This is a genomic window from Streptomyces sp. CA2R106 (assembly GCF_037034245.1).
Classification (GTDB): domain Bacteria; phylum Actinomycetota; class Actinomycetes; order Streptomycetales; family Streptomycetaceae; genus Actinacidiphila.
Genome location: NZ_JBAGKC010000008.1, coordinates 162,183 through 179,786 on the forward strand (window position 1 = coordinate 162,183; position 17,604 = coordinate 179,786).

Consider the following 17,604-nt stretch of genomic DNA (forward strand, 5'->3'; position numbering starts at 1 on the left):
CTCCTCCCCGAACCTAAAGGTGTGCCGCCCGCCCCGCGCTCCCGCCGTGCTGCCACCGCCCGCCCCGACCGCCCGTCAGGTCCATGGTGCCCCACCAGGCGCGCGGCAACCACGCCTGCCCGCACGGGAGTTCGGCCTGTACGGGGGTGACGTGCGGCTCAACTGGTCAGGGCGTCCAGGCGCGCGCCGGTGTCGCGGCCCTCCTCGCCTCCGTCGTCGGGGAGTTGGCGCCACTCGCGCAGCGCCGCCCGGTAGGCGTCGGCGGCGGCGCGGGGCCGGCGGGCCGTCTCGTACGCGTCGCCGCGCCAGTGGTGCGCGCGGGCCGCCAGCCGCACCATCGGCTCGGGTTCGGCGGCCGCCCGGGCGGCGTCGGCGGCCGCGGCGGCCGCCTTGCGGTAGGCGTCGGCGGCCTGGTCCAGGCGCTCGGGGCGGCGCGAGTGGCTGGGCACCAGGCGGTGCGACTCGCCCAGCTCGAACCATATCCGCGCGGCCAGGTCCGCCACGTCGGCGCCCTGCGCGGCCAGCCCGAGCACCTGCTCGGCCTCGCGCAGGTCCACCAGCTCCTGTTCGGCCCGGTAGCGCAGTATCAGCGCGCGCCCCAGCATCAGCAGCCGCTCCGGCTGACGCGGGTCGGACTCGGGCGTCTCCATCCGGCAGTCGCGCAGCACCAGCACCGCGCGGTTGACGAACGTCCAGCCGCCGGGCAGCTCCGAGCGCGCCAGCAGCGCCGCGCCCCACTCCGCCATCAGGCCGCTGTACTCCGTGCGGTCGCGGGGGGTCAGCCGGGCCGCCTCCTCGAACCGGGCCGCCGCCGCCTCCAGTTCGGTGGCAGGCCCGCCCGCGGCGTGCCGGGCCAGCCTGATCCGCCCGGCGCGGGCCAGCAGCGCGGCCCGCTGGAGCCGGTCGCGGGTGCCGTCCAGGGCGTCGTCGACCAGCCGCTGCGCCTCCACCAGCCGCCCGCCGGTGAGCAGTTCGGCGTCGACCAGGGCCAGCGTGGCGGCGGTGACGGCGTCCCGGTCGGCCTCCTCGCGGCGCAGCGCGGTGAGCGCGCCGGCGTAACTGCGGGCGGCCTGCTGGGCGTAGGTCTGGCGGCGCTCCCGGCTGTCGGCGGCGTCGGCCAGCCGCAGCAGGGCGCGGCCGTGCGCGAGCAGCAGCGCGCTGGGCCGCGGGCGGCGCGGCGACCAGGAGTCGGCGACCGCCTCCAGCGTCCCGACGGTCTCCTGGAGCAGCACCGCGTCGCCGCTGATCACCCACTGCTCCTCCAGCACCGCGACCCGCTCCAGGGTCGCGTCGAGCAGCTTCGCGGAGTCCAGGCCGGGCGCCGCGCACACGGCGGTGAACTCCCGGTCGGCGCGCTGGAGGAGTTCGAGCGCGCCGCGGTTGTCGCCGGCGGCGGCCCGCTCCTGGGCGGTGGCCTGGAGCACCCGGGCCCGCACCGAGCGGGCGGGCAGCGAGGAGTGGTGGGCGGCGGCGGTCTCGGACGCCTCGCGGGCCTCCGCCAGCAGTCCCGCGCCGCCGCGCAGCCGCCACAACCGCAGCAGCTGCTGGGCCAGTTCGGTCCACAGGTCGGGGTCAAGGCCGCGCATCCGCTCCTCCGCGGCGGCCCGCCGCAGCAGCCCCACCGCGTCCAGCAGGTACTGCACCAGGCCCTCGGCGGTGAACCGGTCGGCGAGGTCCCGGGCGCGCTGCACCACCGTGGAGGACTGCACCGCCGCGGAGCCGGGGTACGGTCCGGGCGCGCCGTCGTCGGGCAGCGGCATGAAGCGCTCCAGCACCCGCGCGGCGACCTCCGCGAACGGCTGCCGCGACTCCGCGACGGTGCCCTCCTCGCCGCCGCGCCCGCCGCCGGCGCTGCCGGGGCCGGCGCCGAGGGCGGCCCGCCGCACCGCGGAGCGCACCGCGGCGTCGGCGGTCGGGTCGCCGGGGCCCTCGGCGAGCTGGGTGATCGCCAGCGCGGGGAAGTTGGGGCCGGACTTGCCGAACCGCTGCTCGACGTACTCCGAGCAGTGCTTGAGCACCAGGCGCGCCTCGTCCACGCCGAGCGGGCCGAGCAGCGCGTCGCGGACGCCGGGCGCGAAGTGGTACCAGCGCTGGTCGTCGCCGCTCCTGCGCACCACCAGGCCGCTGAGCAGCACCTCGGCCAGTTCGGCCGGGCCGGAGTCGGGCAGCATCGTGCGCTGCACCAGCTGGATCACCGGCAGGAACAGCGGGGCGGCGGCCAGGTAGACCGCGAGCTGGGCGGCGGCCGGCGAGGCGGCGGCGCGGAACTGGCGGACCAGCGCGGGCACCGGCACCGTCGTCCGGCGCGGCCGGGAGCGGACCGCGGGCTGGTCGGCGCGCACCCAGCCGACGGCGGCGGGCACCTCGCCCGCGCCCATCCCGGCCAGCAGCCGCGCCCAGGAGCCCAACGCCGCGGCGGTGGGCGGCAGTACGGGCACCGGCAGCGCCTCGGGCTCGGGCGGCACCCCGGTGGAGCCGGGCGAGAACCGCAGCGGCGAGGAGAGCAGCATCCCCTCCGAGCGGTGCAGCACCCCGTAGGAGACGGGCAGCAGGGTGCGGCTCCACAGCCGGGCGGGCAGCGGCTGGAGCACGCCGACCGGGCCGTGCCGGCTCAGCCGGTGGAGCAGCCGGTGGGCCTGCCCCGAGCGCCACAGCGGCCCGGCGCAGTCGCTGACCATGAGGGTGATCCGGCGGCCGGTGGGGTCGCCGAGCTGCTCGGCGGAGAGCAGCCCGGCCGGTTCGGGTTCGAAGCGGCTGCTCACGCCGAGCGTGCCGTCGGGGGTGGCGTGCAGATAGCGGACGTGCACCTCGTGGAAGGCGCCGAGGCGTTCGAAGACGCCGGCCAGTTCGCGGAGCATCCGCTCCCAGACGAACATCGAGGAGGAGGTGTCCATGAGCAGCTGCATCGAGGCGTCGCCGTGGGAGGTCGGGCGGAAGACCGGCAGCAGCAACCCGCCCGCGCGGGCGGCGTGTTCGGCGGTCGCGGCCTCGTCCAGCTCCTCGCGCAGCGGCCGGGCCGGGCTCCGGTAGCGCTGCAACGGGCGCAGCGCGGCCTGGAGTTCGAGCAGCTGCGGCAGGGCGCCGGCCTCCGGGACGGCGACGCCCAGCGCGGTGCCCAGGGGCGCCGCGCCGACCGGGCCGGCCACGCCCTGCCCGGGGTAGAGGCCGATCAGCCGTTCCTCGGACGGGTGTTCGGCGGTGTCGGAGCGGGTCGGGGGGACCAGGCGGGTGCCGGCGCCGTCGGTGCCGTCGGGGCGGTGCGCGTGCGGGTAGTCCACGCCGCCCGGCGAGGCGCGGTGGGCGCCGCCCAGGCCCTCCGGGTCGGGCCGGGCGGTCGGGCGGGACCAGCGGGCCAGCCACAGGGCGTCGGCGAGCTCGCCGGGGTCCGGGTCGAGCCCGGCCCCGCGGATCGCCCCGACCACCCGGGCCAGCGGGTCGGTGCCGCCGCGACCGCCGCCGTCCGCGCCGCCGTCCGGCGCGCCGCGCGCCGTCAGGTCGCCGCCGACGGGTGCGTCGTCGGGGTAGCGCCCGGGGCCCTTCTCGGCCATGGCCGCCTCACCTTGGCCTGTCGAGCCGCTGGATGAGCATGTCCGCGAGCCGCGCGCGGGACGGCGGCGCCGCGTGGTGGGTGAGGTATATGGCGTTGAGGAGCTGGTCGGTGGCGAGCAGTTCGCTGCGGGAGCGCTCCAGGAAGCGGCGCACCAGGTCGTCGCCGAGGGTCGCGGCCTCGTCGCCGAGGTGGGCGCGCACCACGGTGGACAGCCGTTCGTGGTCGGGCCGGCCCAGCTCCAGGTGGATGCAGCGGCGCAGCAGCGGCGGCGGGAAGTCCCGCTCCCCGTTGCTGGTCAGGATCACGAACGGGAAGGCCCGGCAGCGCACCCGGCCCTCGCGCAGCGTGACCCGGTTGCCGTCGTCGGTCAGCACCTCGACCTGCGGCTCGCGCTCGGCCAGCCGCTCCAGCTCCGGGATGCCGAACTCGCCCTCCTCCATGACGTTGAGCAGGTCGTTGGGCAGGTCGATGTCGCTCTTGTCCAGCTCGTCGACGAGCAGCACGCGCGGCTGCGCGGTGGGCAGCAGCGCGGTGCCCAGCGGCCCGAGCCGGATGTAGCTGCCGATACCGCCGGGGGGCGCGGTGCCGGAGTTCGCGGCGATCTGGGTGTCCTGGAGGCGGGCGATCGCGTCGTAGCGGTACAGGCCGTCCTGGAGGGTGCTGCGGCTGACGATCGGCCAGTGCAGCACCCGCCCCAGGCCCAGTTCGTAGGCGACCGCGTGGGCCAGGGTGCTCTTGCCGGCGCCGGGGCTGCCGGTGACCAGCAGCGGGCGGCGCAGGTAGAGCGCCGCGTTGACCATCTCCAGCTCCTCGGGGCTGGGGCGGTGCAGTTCGGCCATGTGCCGGTAGGCGCCCAGCCTTCGCGCGGAGGAGCTGTCCGGGCCGGGGCCCGGTCCGACCAGCGGGCCGCCGTCGAAGTCCCGCCAGGGGGGCGGCTCGGGCAGGTTGTCCATGCCGGTGTGCGGCTCGCCGGTGCCGCGGTAGATGAGCCACTCGCCCGATGCGCCCGAACCGGTCACGTCACTCATCGCGGTCCCCCCGTCGGTCCCGGGTGTCGGTGTTCGTCATGGAGTCTCCAACAGCTCGTCGGTTCCGGGAAGGGTCAGGGGACGGGTCGGATCGTCGTACAGCAGGGCCAGGGCGCCGGACCAGAACGCCTCGGGCACGCCCTCCGCGACGGCGGCCCGCAGGTCGGCGAGCCGGGCGGGCAGCCCGGCGGCGGTACGGGCGGCGCGGACCGCCCGCGGCACCCCGCGGTGCAGTTCGGAGCAGACCTGCCGGGACTCGATCGGGTCGCGCCGCCACAGCGCCACCGAGTAGCCGCAGCGCAGCAGCCGGTGCAGCGCCTCGGGGGCGGCGGCGCCGCTGCGGCACAGCACGGGCAGCATCTCCTGCGGCCGGGCGCGCAGTTCGTCGTCGTCGGGCAGCGGCCGGGTCTGCGAGTCCTCGCAGTCGAGCACTTCGGGGTCGGGCGCGCGGCGGTGCAGGGCGTGCCAGCGGCCGAGCCGCTCCTCGGCGACGTCCGCGTCGGTGTCCGGCGGCGGGTCGGTGCGGCGGACCACCACCGGGCGCAGCGCGCCGAGCGTGGCGCCGTCCGGGTCCAGCCGCCAGGTGTCGGCGGCGAAGGCCATCAGGGAGCCGGGGACGGCCAGTTGGAGCGCGGCGACGTAGCCGGGCTCGTCGCAGCGGCGGAACGCCTCGGTGAGCGGGGCGGCCAGCCGCGCGGGCAGGTCGGCGACCGCGGTGCCGCGGAAGTCCTCGTCCACGCAGTCGACTTCGCCGCTCTCCGGGGAGACGGTGACCCGCCAGTCGAAGCGGTCGGGCTCCCAGCCGCGCGGGATGATCTCCAACTGGGCCTCGCCGCGGGCCCGCAGGGCCGGGTCCGGGCCGGTCTGCGCCGGCACCTCCGCGTGCCGGGCCCGCAGCCGCGACGTCCACTCCCCCATCAGGGAGGTGCGGAAGAGCATGGTCAGGTCCTGGTCGGCCGCGGTGGACTGGGCCCACTCCCACAGCTTGCGCTCGTCGGACTCCCGTGCCGGCTGGGTGCGTTCGGCGGTGGCGGCGAGCACCGCGTAGCGCAGCACCGCCTCCAGTTCGGAGCCGTGCGGCAGGTTGTAGAGCATGCCCAGGCCGTCGCGCCAGGCGCGCGGGGCGACCGCGAAGCCCTGGCCGGCGGCGCCGCGCACCTCGGTGACGATGTCGCCGAGCGCGCGGGCGGAGGGCGGCGGGAGCTGGGCGAGCAGGCCGAGCAGGGTGGTGCGGCGGCCGGGGGTCAGGGCGCGGCCGGCGGAGGCGCCGATCTCGCCGTGGGCCTCGGTCCAGCCGTAGAAGTCCCGGTTGAGCAGGAACTTGTGGTGGTCGGCATGGTAGAGGTCGTGGGCGGTCATCACCCGGTGGTAGAGGTCGTCGGCGGGGTTCTCGGCCGTCGGCAGCAGCCGTAACTGCTGGATGCTGACGGCCAGTCCGCCGTCGCGTTCGGCCCGGCGGGCCTGGAGCACGCCGATCACCTCGCCGCGCACCAGGTCCACCACGGGCCCGCCGGACAGGCCCTGCGGCATCTCGTCGTCGTTGCTCAGCCGGATCAGACCGCCGCCGCCGACGCCGAGCTGGCCGCTGATGACGCACCGCCCGCTGTACGGCACGAGGACGTCGCCCATCGGCAGCCAGCCGAAGTACGCGACCGGGTTGGTGGTGTAGCCCTTGGCGGTGCGCTCGGTGAGCCACACGCAGGGGTGGTCGAGCGGGTCGACCAGGCGGATCAGGGCCAGGTCGGGGGCGGCCCACCCGGTGGGGACGCGGTCGGCGGCGCGGTAGCCGGACCCGCCGGGGCCGTAGCCGGTGCCCTGGTTCTGGCCGGGGACGCCTGCGGCGGGACCGGCGGGCTGGGCCCACTCGACGACGCCCGCGAGGAGCCGGTCGCGGTAGCCGACGCGCACTTCCTTGCGGGGCGCGCCCACGAGTGTCACCTCCCCTTCGGCCCTCGCGACGTGGGCGCAGGTGAGCACCCAGTTCGGCGCGACGAAGAAGCCGCTGCCCAGGAGAGGATTCCCGGCGTCCGCGCCGTGAATGCGTACGGTGGCCTCCTCGGCGAGCGGGACCAGGATCTCGGCGGCCTGGGCCAGCTGCTCCGATGCGCCCCCGGACGTCACCGTGCGCCCCTTGCCCGGCCGTCGGCGCACGCGGCGGCGCGGGTCGGCGCCCCCGCGCGGGCCGCGGCGGTGCGCGGCGCGCCGCCTGCCGCCGCCCTCGGGCTCCTCACCGCCGTCCGCACCTGCTCAATCCCCCCACTGCCGGGTCGTGCAAGGAAGGTTATCGCCCGCCCGACCTGCGCGGGGTCCTTCCCGGACACTGCCTATCCTTGACCGTGTGCGGGCCTGGGGACCGCCGGCCCCGCCGCCCGCCCGGGCGGCACCGCCCCCCGGCGCCTCCTGCGCTGTCCCTGCCCTGCCACAGCCCGTCCCACCCCTGTTCCGGAGCAGATCTTGTACTTCACCGACCGCGGTATCGAGGAACTGGCCGACCGGCGCGGCGAGGAGGAGGTGAGCCTGGAGTGGCTGGCCGACCGGCTGCGCGAGTTCGTCGACCTCAACCCCGAGTTCGAGGTGCCGGTCGAGCGGCTGGCCACCTGGCTGGCCCGCCTGGATGACGAGGAAGACGACGAGTAGCGGCTTCCGGTTGCCGGAAAACCGGCCGTACCCCGCGGGCGCCCCGACCAGGGCCGCGGCCCCGCCCCGCGCCCGGGTGCGGGGCGCCTGGCGACGACAACCGCTTGACTTGTGCAGCACGCGATATATCGTGTCTTTCGGAAGACGCGATATGTTGCGTTGGCCGGGTACCCGAGGAGGGGCACGATGAGCGGGACGTCGGAGCGGCACGTCGCCGGGCCGGAGAAGTTCGTCTTCGACGAGCGGATCGACACCCTGAAGGTCCGGATCGTCAACGGAGCGGTCAACGTCGTCGGCGCCGACGACGGCCCGGCCAGAGTGGAGATCACCGCGCTGGACGGCCCGCCGCTGAGGGTCCGGCTGGACCACGGCACGCTCAGCGTCGGCTACGAGGACCTGGAGTGGAAGGGCTTCACCAAGTGGCTGGAGCGCAAGGGCTGGACGCGGCGCGCCGAGATCTCCCTCGCGGTGCCGCAGCACACCAGGGTCGAGGTCGGCGTGGTCGGCGCGAACGCGGTGGTCTCCGGGATCAGCGGCGCCACCACGGTGCACGGCGTCAACGGGGACGCGACCCTGGTGGGCCTGAGCGGCCCGGTCAAGGCGCACACCGTCGGCGGCAACGTGGAGGCGCAGGCGCTCTCCGGTGACCTGCGGTTCAGCACCGTCTCCGGCAACCTGACCGTGGTCGACGGCGCCGGGCGGGAGGTCCGCGCCGACTCCGTCAGCGGCAGCATCGTGCTCGACCTGGACCCGTCGGCCGGCGGCGAGGTGCGGCTGAACACCGTCTCCGGCGAGATCGCGCTGCGCATCCCCGAGCCGGGCGACGCCGAGGTCGACGCCAACACCACCAGCGGCAGCGTCTTCTGCGCCTTCGACGAGCTGCGGGTGTCCGGCGGCTGGGGCGCGAAGCGGATCACCGGGCGGATCGGCCGCGGCACCGCCCGGCTGAAGGCGACCACGGTGTCCGGCTCCCTGGCGCTGCTGCGCCGCCCCCCGGTGGACGACCCCGACAGCCCCGGCGGGCCCGAGAGCCCCGACAGCTCTGACAGCCCCGAGGGCCCCGGCCACCCGGACGGCGACGCCCCCTCGCTGCGGAAGGACGTCTGACATGCCCCCCGTCTTCGCCCACGGCCGGCTGCGGCTGTACCTGCTGAAGCTGCTCGACGAGTCCCCCCGGCACGGCTACGAGGTGATCCGCCTGCTGGAGGAGCGCTTCCAGGGCCTGTACGCGCCCTCCGCCGGCACCGTCTACCCGCGGCTCGCCAAGCTGGAGCAGGAGGGCCTGGTCACCCACTCCACCGAGGGCGGCCGCAAGGTCTACGCGCTGACCGCCGAGGGCCGCGCCGAACTCGCCTCCCGGGCCGACGAGATCGCCGGGCTGGAGGCCGAGATCCGCGAGTCGGTCTCCTCGCTGGCCGCCGAGATCCGCGAGGACGTCCGGGGCGCCGCCGGCGACCTGCGCCGCGAGGTGCGCGCCGCCTCCCAGCAGGCCCGCGCGCACCCCGACGACCGCGGCGGGGCGCACCAGCAGTGGAAGGAGCAGACCAAGCGGGCGAAGGAGGAGAGCCGCCGCGCCAAGGAGGAGGCGCGCGACGCCCGCCGCCAGGCCAAGGCGGCCCGCGAGGCCGCGCGCGAGGCCACCCGCGACGCGATGGACTCCGCCCGCGACGAGATGCAGCGGATCGCCCGGCAGGTCCAGGAGCATGTGCAGTCGCACGCGAAGGCCGGCGACTGGCAGAGCGGGCTGCGCGAGGGCCTGGCCGAACTCACCCGCGAGCTGGGCCAGTTCGGCCAGCCGCCGGCCGGCGCGGCCAAGCCCGCACCGCCCACCGCCCCGCCGCCGCCCGCGCCCCCCGCACCCCCGGCCCCGCCCGGCGCCGGCAAGTCCACCGCGGGCGAGCCCGGCGCCGACGAGCCCGACGACGGCCTGCCGCCCTCCGACGATCCGCGCCGCGACCTCGAACGGCTGCTGGACCGCTTCCGCGACAGCGTCCGCGACACCGCCCGCGACCACGGCGTCACCGACGCGCAGCTCCGCGAGGTACGGCGCCACCTGTCCACCGCGGCGGCGCACATCACCGCCGCGCTGCACGGCCGCGGACCTACGTCGTGAGCACCAGCTTGCCGAACACCTCGCCCGCCGCCAGCCGTTCGAAGCCCTCCCGGGCCCGGTCCAGCGGCAGCACCGAGTCGATCACCGGGCGCACCCCGGTCGCGGCACAGAACGCGAGCAGGTCCTCCAGCTCGTCCTTCGTGCCCATCGTGGACCCGACGACCTTCAACTCCAGGAAGAAGATCCGGTTGAGCTCCGTCGCGGGCGGGTTGGCGCCGCTGGTGGCACCCGAGATCACCAGGGTGCCGCCCGGGCGCAGCGACTTCACCGAGTGCGACCAGGTGGCCGCGCCGACCGTCTCGATCACCGCGTCCACCCGCTCCGGCAGCCGCGCGCCGGGCTCGTACGCCCCGTGGGCGCCCAACCCCTGGGCCCTCTCCCGCTTGGCGGGGCTGCGGCTGGTGGTGTAGACGCGCAGGCCGGCGGCCTTGGCCAGCACGATCGCCGCGGTGGCCACGCCGCCGCCCGCGCCCTGCACCAGCACCGAGTCGCCCGGGCGGACCCCGGCGTTGGTGAAGAGCATCCGGTAGGCGGTCAGCCATGCCGTGGGCAGGCAGGCCGCCTCCTCGAAGGACAGCTCCGGCGGCTTGGGCAGCAGGTTCCACGTCGGCACCGCGACCTGCTCGGCGAAGGTGCCCTGGTACTTCTCGGTGAGGAGCGAGCGCCGCTCACGCGGGCCGACCCCGTGCCCGGTCTGGCCGATCACCGAGTGCAGCACCACTTCGTTGCCGTCCTCGTCCACCCCGGCCGCGTCGCAGCCGAGGATCATCGGCAGGCTCTCCTCGCCCAGCCCCACCCCCCGCAGCGACCACAGGTCGTGGTGGTTGAGCGAGGCCGCCCGCACCTCGACCCGGCTCCACCCCTCGCGCCGCTCCGGCGCCGGCCGCTCCCCCGACTCCAGCCCCCGCAGCGGCTGCTCGGCATCGATCCGCCCCGCATACACAGCAAACATCCCCCGACCCTAGGCCCCCTACCCACCAGTACGAAAGCACCCCTGCTGCGCAGCGCCGAACGCGCCACCGCACGGGGCGCCGGCGGCCCGGGAGGGCGGTCGCACGCGCCGCTCGTCCCGGGCCGGGGCCAGGTCGGTCACGGCTACCTGCGGGCGGTGCCCTCGGCGCGGGCGGCGGCCGCAACGGCCGCGGTGACCGCCGGGGCCACGCGGGGGTCGAACGGGGACGGGATCACGTGGTCGGCGGACAGCTCGCCCGCGACCACCGCGGCGAGCGCCTCGGCCGCGGCCAGCTTCATGCCCTCGGTGATCGCGGAGGCCCGCACCTGCATGGCGCCGGCGAAGATCCCCGGGAAGGCGAGCACGTTGTTGATCTGGTTGGGGAAGTCGCTGCGCCCGGTGGCCACCACCGCCGCGTAGCGGTGCGCGACGTCCGGGTGCACCTCGGGCGTGGGGTTGGCCATCGCGAAGACGAAGCAGCCCGGCGCCATCCGCGCCACCGCCTCCTCCGGCACGGTGCCGCCCGAGACGCCGATGAAGACGTCCGCGCCGGCCAGCGCGTCGGCGAGCGAACCGGTCAGCCCCGCCTTGTTCGTATACGAAGCCAGCTCCCGCTTGACCTCGTTGAGGTCGTCCCGGCCCGCGTGCACCACGCCCTTGCGGTCGGTGACCGCGACGTCCCCGACGCCCGCCTCCACGAGGATCTTCGCGATCGCGACCCCGGCCGCGCCCGCCCCGGAGATCACCGCCCGCAGCTCGCCGAGCGAACGCCCGGTGAGCGTGGCCGCGTTGCGCAGCGCCGCGAGCGTGACCACCGCGGTGCCGTGCTGGTCGTCGTGGAAGACCGGGATGTCCAGCGCGTCCTTCAGCCGCCGCTCGATCTCGAAGCAGCGCGGCGCGGAGATGTCCTCCAGGTTCACCCCGCCGAAGGACGGCGCGAGCCGCACCACCGTCTCCACGATCTCGTCGACGTCCGTGCAGGCCAGCGCGATCGGCACCGCGTCCACCCCGCCGAACTGCTTGAAGAGGATCGCCTTGCCCTCCATCACCGGCAGCGACGCCTCCGGCCCGATGTCGCCCAGCCCGAGCACCGCGGTGCCGTCGGTGACCACCGCGACGACCTGCGACTTCCACGTGTAGTCGTGCACCAGCTCCGGCTGCTCGGCGATCGCGGTGCACACCTCGGCGACGCCGGGCGTGTACGCGAGCGACAGGTCGTCCGCGTCGCGGACCGGGACGGTGGCGGCCACCGCCATCTTGCCGCCGCGGTGCAGGGCGAACACCGGGTCGATCGGGAACTGCTCGTCCGTCGCCGCGGCGTCCGCGACGTTGCCGGGATTGACGATCTCCGCTGCCACTGTGTGACCCCTTGGTCGAGAAGTGAGGGTTGAGGTGCCCATCCGCCGGCTGGGCGGGGCGGGTGGGCGGAGCGCCGGCGCCACCGGGGTACGAGTAACCGAGGTGGCAGCGCGGCGCCGGGCGTGCCGCACGCACGCCGTGGGCCCCGGATGGGGGTGAAGGTCCTGTTGTACCGGAAGCTGTACCGGAAGCCGCCGCCCCTCGCGGGGGCGGTCAGGACGACACGGCCGCATCGTGGTCCGGCCTTGGTGTGCCGGCCCGATGGCAGCCCGGGGATGGCCCGTTATCCGATTTTGACACAACGAGAACCCTGTCAGGGGCTGTCCGGATGGCAAGATGCACGGATCACACTGGGTGGCGGTACTCGAAGACGCGTGCCCCCCACACCCAAGGTCCGAACGCAGTGACATGCTCGTTTTGTTGGAGGACACAGCGATGACCGCAGGCTCCCCTCGGTGTACATCCCCCCGCACCCGCATCACCGCGGTCGCCGCCCTCGCGGTCGCCGGCGCCCTGGTCCTCACCGGGTGCGGCGACCAGACCAAGAAGGACGACTCGGGTAGTTCGTCCGGCGCCACCTCCTCGACCAGCAAGTCCGCGGCCCCGCTCTTCGCGAAGCTGCCGAAGAAGTACCAGGACGCCGGTGTCATCAAGGTCGGCACCGACGCCTCGTACGCGCCGATGGAGCAGACGTCCGACGGCAAGATCATCGGCATAGACCCCGACCTCGGCGCGGCGCTGTCCAAGCAGCTGGGCGTACGGTTCGAGTTCACCAACGGCCAGTTCGACGGTCTGATCACCTCGCTGTACACCGGCCGCGAGGACATCGTGATGTCCGCTATGAGCGACACCAAGGACCGCCAGCAGGGACTGGACGACAAGGGCAAGAAGACCGGAAAAGGCGTCGACTTCGTCGACTACTACATGTCCGGCTCCTCGCTGCTGGTACAGAAGGGCAACCCGAAGAACATCAACGCGCTCGCCGACGTGTGCGGCCAGACCGTCGCGGTGCAGCGCGGCACGATCTACGAGGACGCCTTCAAGAAGCAGAAGACGGCCTGCGGCTCCAAGGGCCTGACGATCCAGGCGTTCGACACCGACGCCGAGGCGCAGACCCGGGTCAAGGCCGGCGGCGCGGTCGCCGACCTCAACGACACCCCGGTGGCCGCGTACATCGCGCAGAAGTCCGGGGGCGGCAAGGACTTCCAGATCGCCGGCTCCCCCGCCGACGCCGGCCCGTTCGGGATCGCGCTCGACAAGAGCAACAGCCAGCTGCGGGACGCCCTCCAGCAGGCGCTGAACGCGATCATCCAGGACGGCAGCTACGCCCAGGTGCTGCACAAGTGGAACGCCGACAGCGGCGCGGTGAAGACGGCCTCGATCAACGGCGGCTCCTGACATGGCCGGTGCAGTGACCGGCCCGGACCCGGCGGACACCCCGGCGGACACCCCGTCGGAGACGCCAGCGGAGACCCCGTCCGAGACGCCGCCCGAGACCCCGCCCGAGACCCCGCCCGGCGGCGGCGCCGCGGTCCCGCCCCAGGTCGTCCCGTACGAACCGATCCGCGCCATCCCGGTGCGCCACTACGGGCGCTGGGTGGCCGGGCTGGTCGTCCTCGGGCTGCTGGGCTGGCTCGGCTACGCCTTCTCCCAGGGCGACATCCTGTGGGGCACCGTCCGCAGCCGGCTCTTCGACCACACGATCCTCCAGGGCACCTGGCACACCATCCTGATCTCGGTGTGCTCCATGGCCATGGGCCTGGTGCTGGGCGTTCTCCTGGCGGTGATGCGGCTGTCGAAGAACCCGGTGACCGGCGCCGTCGCGTGGCTGTACATCTGGTTCTTCCGCGGCACCCCGGTGTACGTGCAGCTGCTGATGTGGTTCAACCTCGCGTTGATCTTCCACACCATCAACCTGATGCCGCTGTACAAGAACGACACCACCGCCGTGATGACCCCGTTCGTCGCCGCGCTGCTGGGCCTCGGGCTCAACGAGGGCGCGTACATGGCCGAGATCGTCCGGGCCGGCATCCAGTCGGTGGACGTGGGGCAGTCCGAGGCGGCGCAGGCGCTCGGCATGACCGGCGCGCGCACCATGCGCCGGATCGTGCTGCCGCAGGCGATGCGGGTGATCATCCCGCCGACCGGCAACGAGTTCATCAACATGCTCAAGACCTCGTCGCTGGTCTCAGTGGTGCAGTACACCGAACTGCTGCGCGCGGCCACCAACATCGGCAGCGACACCACCGCGATCATGGAGATGTACTTCGTCGCCTCGATCTGGTACCTGGTGCTGACCAGCGTCTTCAGCGTCGGCCAGTTCTACCTGGAGCGGCGGTACGCGCGCGGTTCGCAGCGCTCGCTGCCGCAGACCCCGTGGCAGAGGATCAGGACCAACCTGTCCACCGTGCGCCGACCGAAGGTGGCCTGAGATGAGCACGACCAGCAAGGGCGCCGGGCCGGCGGGCTCCGGCGGCGGACCGATGGTGCGGGCCGAGGCGGTGCACAAGTCCTTCGGGGCCGCGCACATCCTCAAGGGCATCGACCTGGAGGTGGCGCCGGGCGAGGTGTTCTGCCTGATCGGCCCGTCCGGTTCCGGCAAGTCCACCTTCCTGCGGTGCGTCAACCACCTGGAGCAGATCAGCGCCGGACGGCTGTACGTCGACGGCGAGTTGATCGGCTACCGGGAGCACGGCGGGAAGCTCTACGAGCTGCGCGACCGTGAAGTGGCCGCCAAGCGGCGGGACATCGGGATGGTCTTCCAGCGCTTCAACCTCTTCCCGCACCTGACCGCGATCGAGAACGTCATGGAGGGCCCGGTGCAGGTGCGCCGGGAGAGCAGGGCGGTGGCCCGGGAGCGGGCCGCCCGCCTGCTGGACCGGGTGGGGCTGGCCGACAAGGCGGCCAACTACCCGTCCCAGCTCTCCGGCGGCCAGCAGCAGCGGGTGGCGATCGCCCGGGCACTGGCGATGGAGCCCAAGCTGATGCTCTTCGACGAGCCGACCTCCGCGCTCGACCCCGAACTCGTCGGCGACGTGCTCGACGTGATGCGCGGGCTGGCGGAGGACGGCATGACGATGATCGTGGTCACCCACGAGATGGGCTTCGCCCGCGAGGTCGGCGACGCGCTGGTCTTCATGGACGACGGCCAGGTCGTGGAGTCCGGCCACCCGCGTGACGTGCTGACCAGTCCGAGGCACGAGCGCACCAAGGCGTTCCTGTCCAAGGTGCTGTGACCGCCGGCGGGTCCCCGGGGCAGCCCCGGACGCCCCGGGGACCCGCCGGTGCGGGCCGGCCGCACCGGCGTGCCCGGCCCGCACCTCGCCCGCCCGGCATACCCCGGCCCGCACCGGCGTACGTAATACCCTGGTAGCCCGAGCGGCCGTTACGCAGGCGTGGCCGCCCCCAGTAAGGACCTCAAGTGGAACTGGCTTACTACGCGGATTACGCCGTGCGCCTGGTGAACACCGAGGAACCGCGGCGCGGCACCGACACCCTGACCTCGACCGACGCCGTACGGGACCTGCTCGGCAGCAACTCGCAGCTGCTGGGCCGGGTCACGGAGAGCGACGTGGCGCGGCTGCGGGCGGTACGCACGCGGCTGCGCGGCGTCTTCGAGGCGGCCGACGCGCAGGAGGAGGTCCGCGCGGTCGACGTGCTCAACGCGCTGATGCTGGAGTTCCCGGTCAGCCCGCAGGTCTCCGGCCACACGCTGGTCAACGAGGAGACCGGCCGGCCGGACTGGCACCTGCACCTGGCCGACCACGCGGCGAACGCCGCCGCCGCGTACTCCGCGAGCGCCTGCATGGGGCTGGCGGTCCAGGTCACCTCCCTGGGCGTGGACCGGCTGGGAATCTGCGAAGCATCCCCATGCCGCAACGCGTATGTCGACACATCGACGAACCGTTCGCGCCGGTACTGCTCCGACCGCTGCGCCACCCGCGCGAACGTCGCGGCCTACCGGGCCCGCAAGCGCCTGGAGAACGACCGGTCCGCGCGCAGCGGGCGCACGCAGGAGGCCACCCAGGACGCCACGCCCGCCACCGAGCGCTGAAGCTCCCCCGGTGGCCGGAAGCGGCCCCTGGCGCGGGCCAGCACCAGGTCGTCCGGCACGGTGCCGAACTCCCGGCTGTCGTTGGCGACGAAGGCGTTGTCCCCCATCACCCACCAGCCGTTGTCTCGGCGCTCGACCGCCCGTTTCACGATGAGCAGGTCCTGCTGGAGCGGGTGGCGCATCACCACCACGTCCCCCTCGCGCACCTGCTCGGCTCCGCTGCTGACCTTCTGGATCAGCAGCCAGTCGCCGTGCAGCAGTGTCGGTGCCATCGACGGGCCGGTGACCTCGACGAGCTGCCACGACAGCCTCGCCCCCTGCTCGCGCATCCTCCGCCTCCAGGTTCGTTGCTTCCACCAGAGTGACACCAGACTTTCGTCCTAAGCCACCTGGGGCAGCCGGGAAATCCCCTACCCCAGGGAGTAATGTCGCACCTGAAAGACGATCACGAGGAAGGACGGCCATGTTCACTCGCCTGTTCGCGCCCAAGGTGAAGGTAAGCGCCCACTGCGACCTGCCCTGCGGCGTGTACGACCCGGCCCAGGCCCGCATCGAGGCCGAGTCCGTGAAGGCGGTGCAGGAGAAGTACCAGGCCAACGAGGACGCTGACTTCCGCACCCGCGCTGTCCTGATCAAGGAGCAGCGCGCGGAACTCGCCAAGCACCACGTCTCGGTGCTGTGGAGCGACTACTTCAAGGCCCCGCACTTCGAGAAGTACCCGCAGCTTCACCAGCTCGTCAACGACACGCTGAAGGCGCTCAGCGCCGCCAAGGCGTCGAACGACCCGGCGACCGGCCAGAAGGCCCTCGACCTGATCGCCGAGATCGACACGATCTTCTGGGAGACCAAGAAGGCGTGACCGCCCGCCGTATCCGGCAGGCGGTCGACGGTCCCGTTCCGTGTGGCGTTTCCCACGTTTAGGTGCGTGTGGGGGCGGCACCGGGCGGGGCCGTTTTCGTGGGCGGGCGGGCGGGGTCAGATCTCGTCGGACAGTTCCTGCAGCAGGCGCCGCTTGGGCCGCGCGCCCACCAGCGCCTTGACCGGCTCGCCGGCCCGGAAGAGCATCAGCGTCGGCATCGACAGCACCCCGTAGGCGGACTGGGTGGCCGGATTGGTGTCCACGTCGAGTTGGACGACCCGCAGCCGGCCGGCCTCCTCGGCGGCGATCTCCGCGAGCACCGGCGCGATCATGCGGCAGGGCGGGCACCAGGACGCGGTGAAGTCGACCAGCACCGGCAGGTCGGAGCCGAGCACGTCGGCGGCGAAGGTCGCGTCGGTGGTGACGGGCACCCCGGGGTGCAGATGAGTGGTGGCGGCGGTCATGGCGTAGGAGTCCTCTCGGTCGGCGGTGCCAGCTCGCACATCGGTTCCCCGGCGGCCTGTGCGGCCCCCGCGGCCAGCTCCGCCCGGGCGAGCTGCGCGGCCACCTGGTCCCGTACGGACCTCAACCGCGCCACGCACGCGTCCAGTTCGGCGAGCTTGCGGCGGTAGACCGCGAGCGAGTCCGCACAGGTGTCCCCGGCCTCGTGGCCGGCCCGCAGGCACTCCACGAACGGCCGGGTCTCCTCCAGGCCGAAGCCGAAGTCCTGCAAGGTGCGGATCTGCGCCAGCATGCGCACGTGCTCGTCGCCGTAGGAGCGGTAGCCGTTGGCGGCGCGCCCGGCAGGCGGCAGCAGCCCGAGGGATTCGTAGTAGCGGAGGGTACGGGTCGTGGTGCCCGCCCGGTCCGCGAGTTCACCGATGCGCATACGGACGACCGTAGACCTTGACGTGCGCGTCAAGGCCAGCCTCGGCGCGCACCCGCGGCCGGTCCGGAATCACCCGACTCGCGGCGACCCGCACCCCGGCCGGTGAAGAAAACTTTCAGGATTTACGTCTAGGAGGTTGCTTACTGCCAGCCGACCTCGCCAG

At 74.0% G+C, this 17,604-nt stretch carries 16 protein-coding genes; 8 read left to right on the top strand and 8 right to left on the bottom strand.

Going from position 1 to position 17,604, the window contains the following annotated elements; translation table 11 throughout:
* Window positions 1-158: 158 nt before the first annotated feature.
* From WA788_RS14610 to WA788_RS14620, 3 genes are read right to left on the bottom strand one after another with little or no spacing between them, the layout of a single operon-like run.
* A complete protein-coding gene (locus tag WA788_RS14610) occupies window positions 159-3,548 on the bottom strand; it encodes an SAV_2336 N-terminal domain-related protein (RefSeq protein ID WP_335977233.1) in 3,390 nt (1,129 codons plus the stop codon).
* A 7-nt stretch (window positions 3,549-3,555) separates the two neighbouring features.
* Window positions 3,556-4,578 carry an AAA family ATPase gene (locus WA788_RS14615; protein ID WP_335977234.1) on the bottom strand — a complete coding sequence of 341 codons (1,023 nt, stop codon included), beginning with the start codon at window positions 4,576-4,578 and terminating at the stop codon, window positions 3,556-3,558.
* Between the two features lie 36 nt (window positions 4,579-4,614).
* Window positions 4,615-6,699: a VMAP-C domain-containing protein gene (locus WA788_RS14620; RefSeq protein WP_335977235.1), complete on the bottom strand. Its 2,085-nt coding sequence runs from the start codon at window positions 6,697-6,699 to the stop codon at window positions 4,615-4,617.
* A 333-nt stretch (window positions 6,700-7,032) separates the two neighbouring features.
* Between WA788_RS14620 and WA788_RS14625 the strand changes: the two genes are divergently transcribed.
* From WA788_RS14625 to WA788_RS14635, 3 genes are all read left to right on the top strand, one after another.
* Complete coding sequence (locus WA788_RS14625; protein ID WP_335977236.1) at window positions 7,033-7,215, top strand: DUF6104 family protein; 183 nt, start codon at window positions 7,033-7,035, stop codon at window positions 7,213-7,215.
* A 186-nt stretch (window positions 7,216-7,401) separates the two neighbouring features.
* Entirely contained in the window at window positions 7,402-8,322 is a 921-nt protein-coding gene (locus tag WA788_RS14630) for a DUF4097 family beta strand repeat-containing protein (RefSeq protein WP_335977237.1), read from the top strand.
* A gap of 1 nt (window position 8,323) precedes the next feature.
* Window positions 8,324-9,328: a PadR family transcriptional regulator gene (locus WA788_RS14635; RefSeq protein ID WP_335977240.1), complete on the top strand. Its 1,005-nt coding sequence runs from the start codon at window positions 8,324-8,326 to the stop codon at window positions 9,326-9,328.
* Here WA788_RS14635 and WA788_RS14640 read toward each other — a convergent pair.
* Window positions 9,318-10,280 carry a zinc-binding dehydrogenase gene (locus tag WA788_RS14640; RefSeq protein ID WP_335977243.1) on the bottom strand — a complete coding sequence of 321 codons (963 nt, stop codon included), beginning with the start codon at window positions 10,278-10,280 and terminating at the stop codon, window positions 9,318-9,320. The two genes, WA788_RS14635 and WA788_RS14640, sit on opposite strands and share 11 nt — an antisense overlap.
* 143 nt (window positions 10,281-10,423) lie before the next feature.
* Complete coding sequence (locus tag WA788_RS14645) at window positions 10,424-11,638, bottom strand: NAD(P)-dependent malic enzyme (RefSeq protein ID WP_443034029.1); 1,215 nt, start codon at window positions 11,636-11,638, stop codon at window positions 10,424-10,426.
* A 436-nt stretch (window positions 11,639-12,074) separates the two neighbouring features.
* On the opposite strand from WA788_RS14645, the gene WA788_RS14650 reads away from it, so the two are divergent.
* The 4 genes from WA788_RS14650 (at window position 12,075) to WA788_RS14665 (ending at window position 15,693) form a co-directional block, all read left to right on the top strand.
* The gene (locus WA788_RS14650) at window positions 12,075-13,037 is read left to right on the top strand and encodes an ABC transporter substrate-binding protein (RefSeq protein WP_335977245.1); all 963 of its coding nucleotides are present in this window, start codon (window positions 12,075-12,077) and stop codon (window positions 13,035-13,037) included.
* Between the two features lies 1 nt (window position 13,038).
* Window positions 13,039-14,070 (top strand): amino acid ABC transporter permease, encoded by a 1,032-nt coding sequence (locus tag WA788_RS14655; protein ID WP_335977246.1) that lies wholly within the window; start codon window positions 13,039-13,041, stop codon window positions 14,068-14,070.
* Between the two features lie 52 nt (window positions 14,071-14,122).
* Window positions 14,123-14,875, top strand: a complete 753-nt coding sequence (locus WA788_RS14660) for an amino acid ABC transporter ATP-binding protein (protein ID WP_335977579.1) — start codon at window positions 14,123-14,125, stop codon at window positions 14,873-14,875.
* A gap of 185 nt (window positions 14,876-15,060) precedes the next feature.
* The gene (locus WA788_RS14665) at window positions 15,061-15,693 is read left to right on the top strand and encodes a CGNR zinc finger domain-containing protein (RefSeq protein WP_335977248.1); all 633 of its coding nucleotides are present in this window, start codon (window positions 15,061-15,063) and stop codon (window positions 15,691-15,693) included.
* Here the strand turns inward: WA788_RS14665 and sodX are convergent.
* Entirely contained in the window at window positions 15,597-16,022 is a 426-nt protein-coding gene (gene sodX / locus WA788_RS14670; protein WP_335977250.1) for a nickel-type superoxide dismutase maturation protease, read from the bottom strand. The two genes, WA788_RS14665 and sodX, sit on opposite strands and share 97 nt — an antisense overlap.
* A gap of 134 nt (window positions 16,023-16,156) precedes the next feature.
* Between sodX and sodN the strand changes: the two genes are divergently transcribed.
* Window positions 16,157-16,552 carry a superoxide dismutase, Ni gene (gene sodN / locus WA788_RS14675; protein ID WP_335977251.1) on the top strand — a complete coding sequence of 132 codons (396 nt, stop codon included), beginning with the start codon at window positions 16,157-16,159 and terminating at the stop codon, window positions 16,550-16,552.
* A 116-nt stretch (window positions 16,553-16,668) separates the two neighbouring features.
* Here sodN and trxA read toward each other — a convergent pair whose 3' ends face one another.
* Both trxA and WA788_RS14685 read right to left on the bottom strand, forming a co-directional pair.
* Window positions 16,669-17,016, bottom strand: coding sequence for a thioredoxin (gene trxA, locus WA788_RS14680; protein WP_335977253.1), 348 nt, complete (start codon window positions 17,014-17,016; stop codon window positions 16,669-16,671).
* The gene (locus WA788_RS14685; protein WP_335977256.1) at window positions 17,013-17,441 is read right to left on the bottom strand and encodes a MerR family transcriptional regulator; all 429 of its coding nucleotides are present in this window, start codon (window positions 17,439-17,441) and stop codon (window positions 17,013-17,015) included. The genes trxA and WA788_RS14685 overlap by 4 nt, the downstream gene beginning before the upstream one ends.
* Window positions 17,442-17,604: the final 163 nt, after the last annotated feature.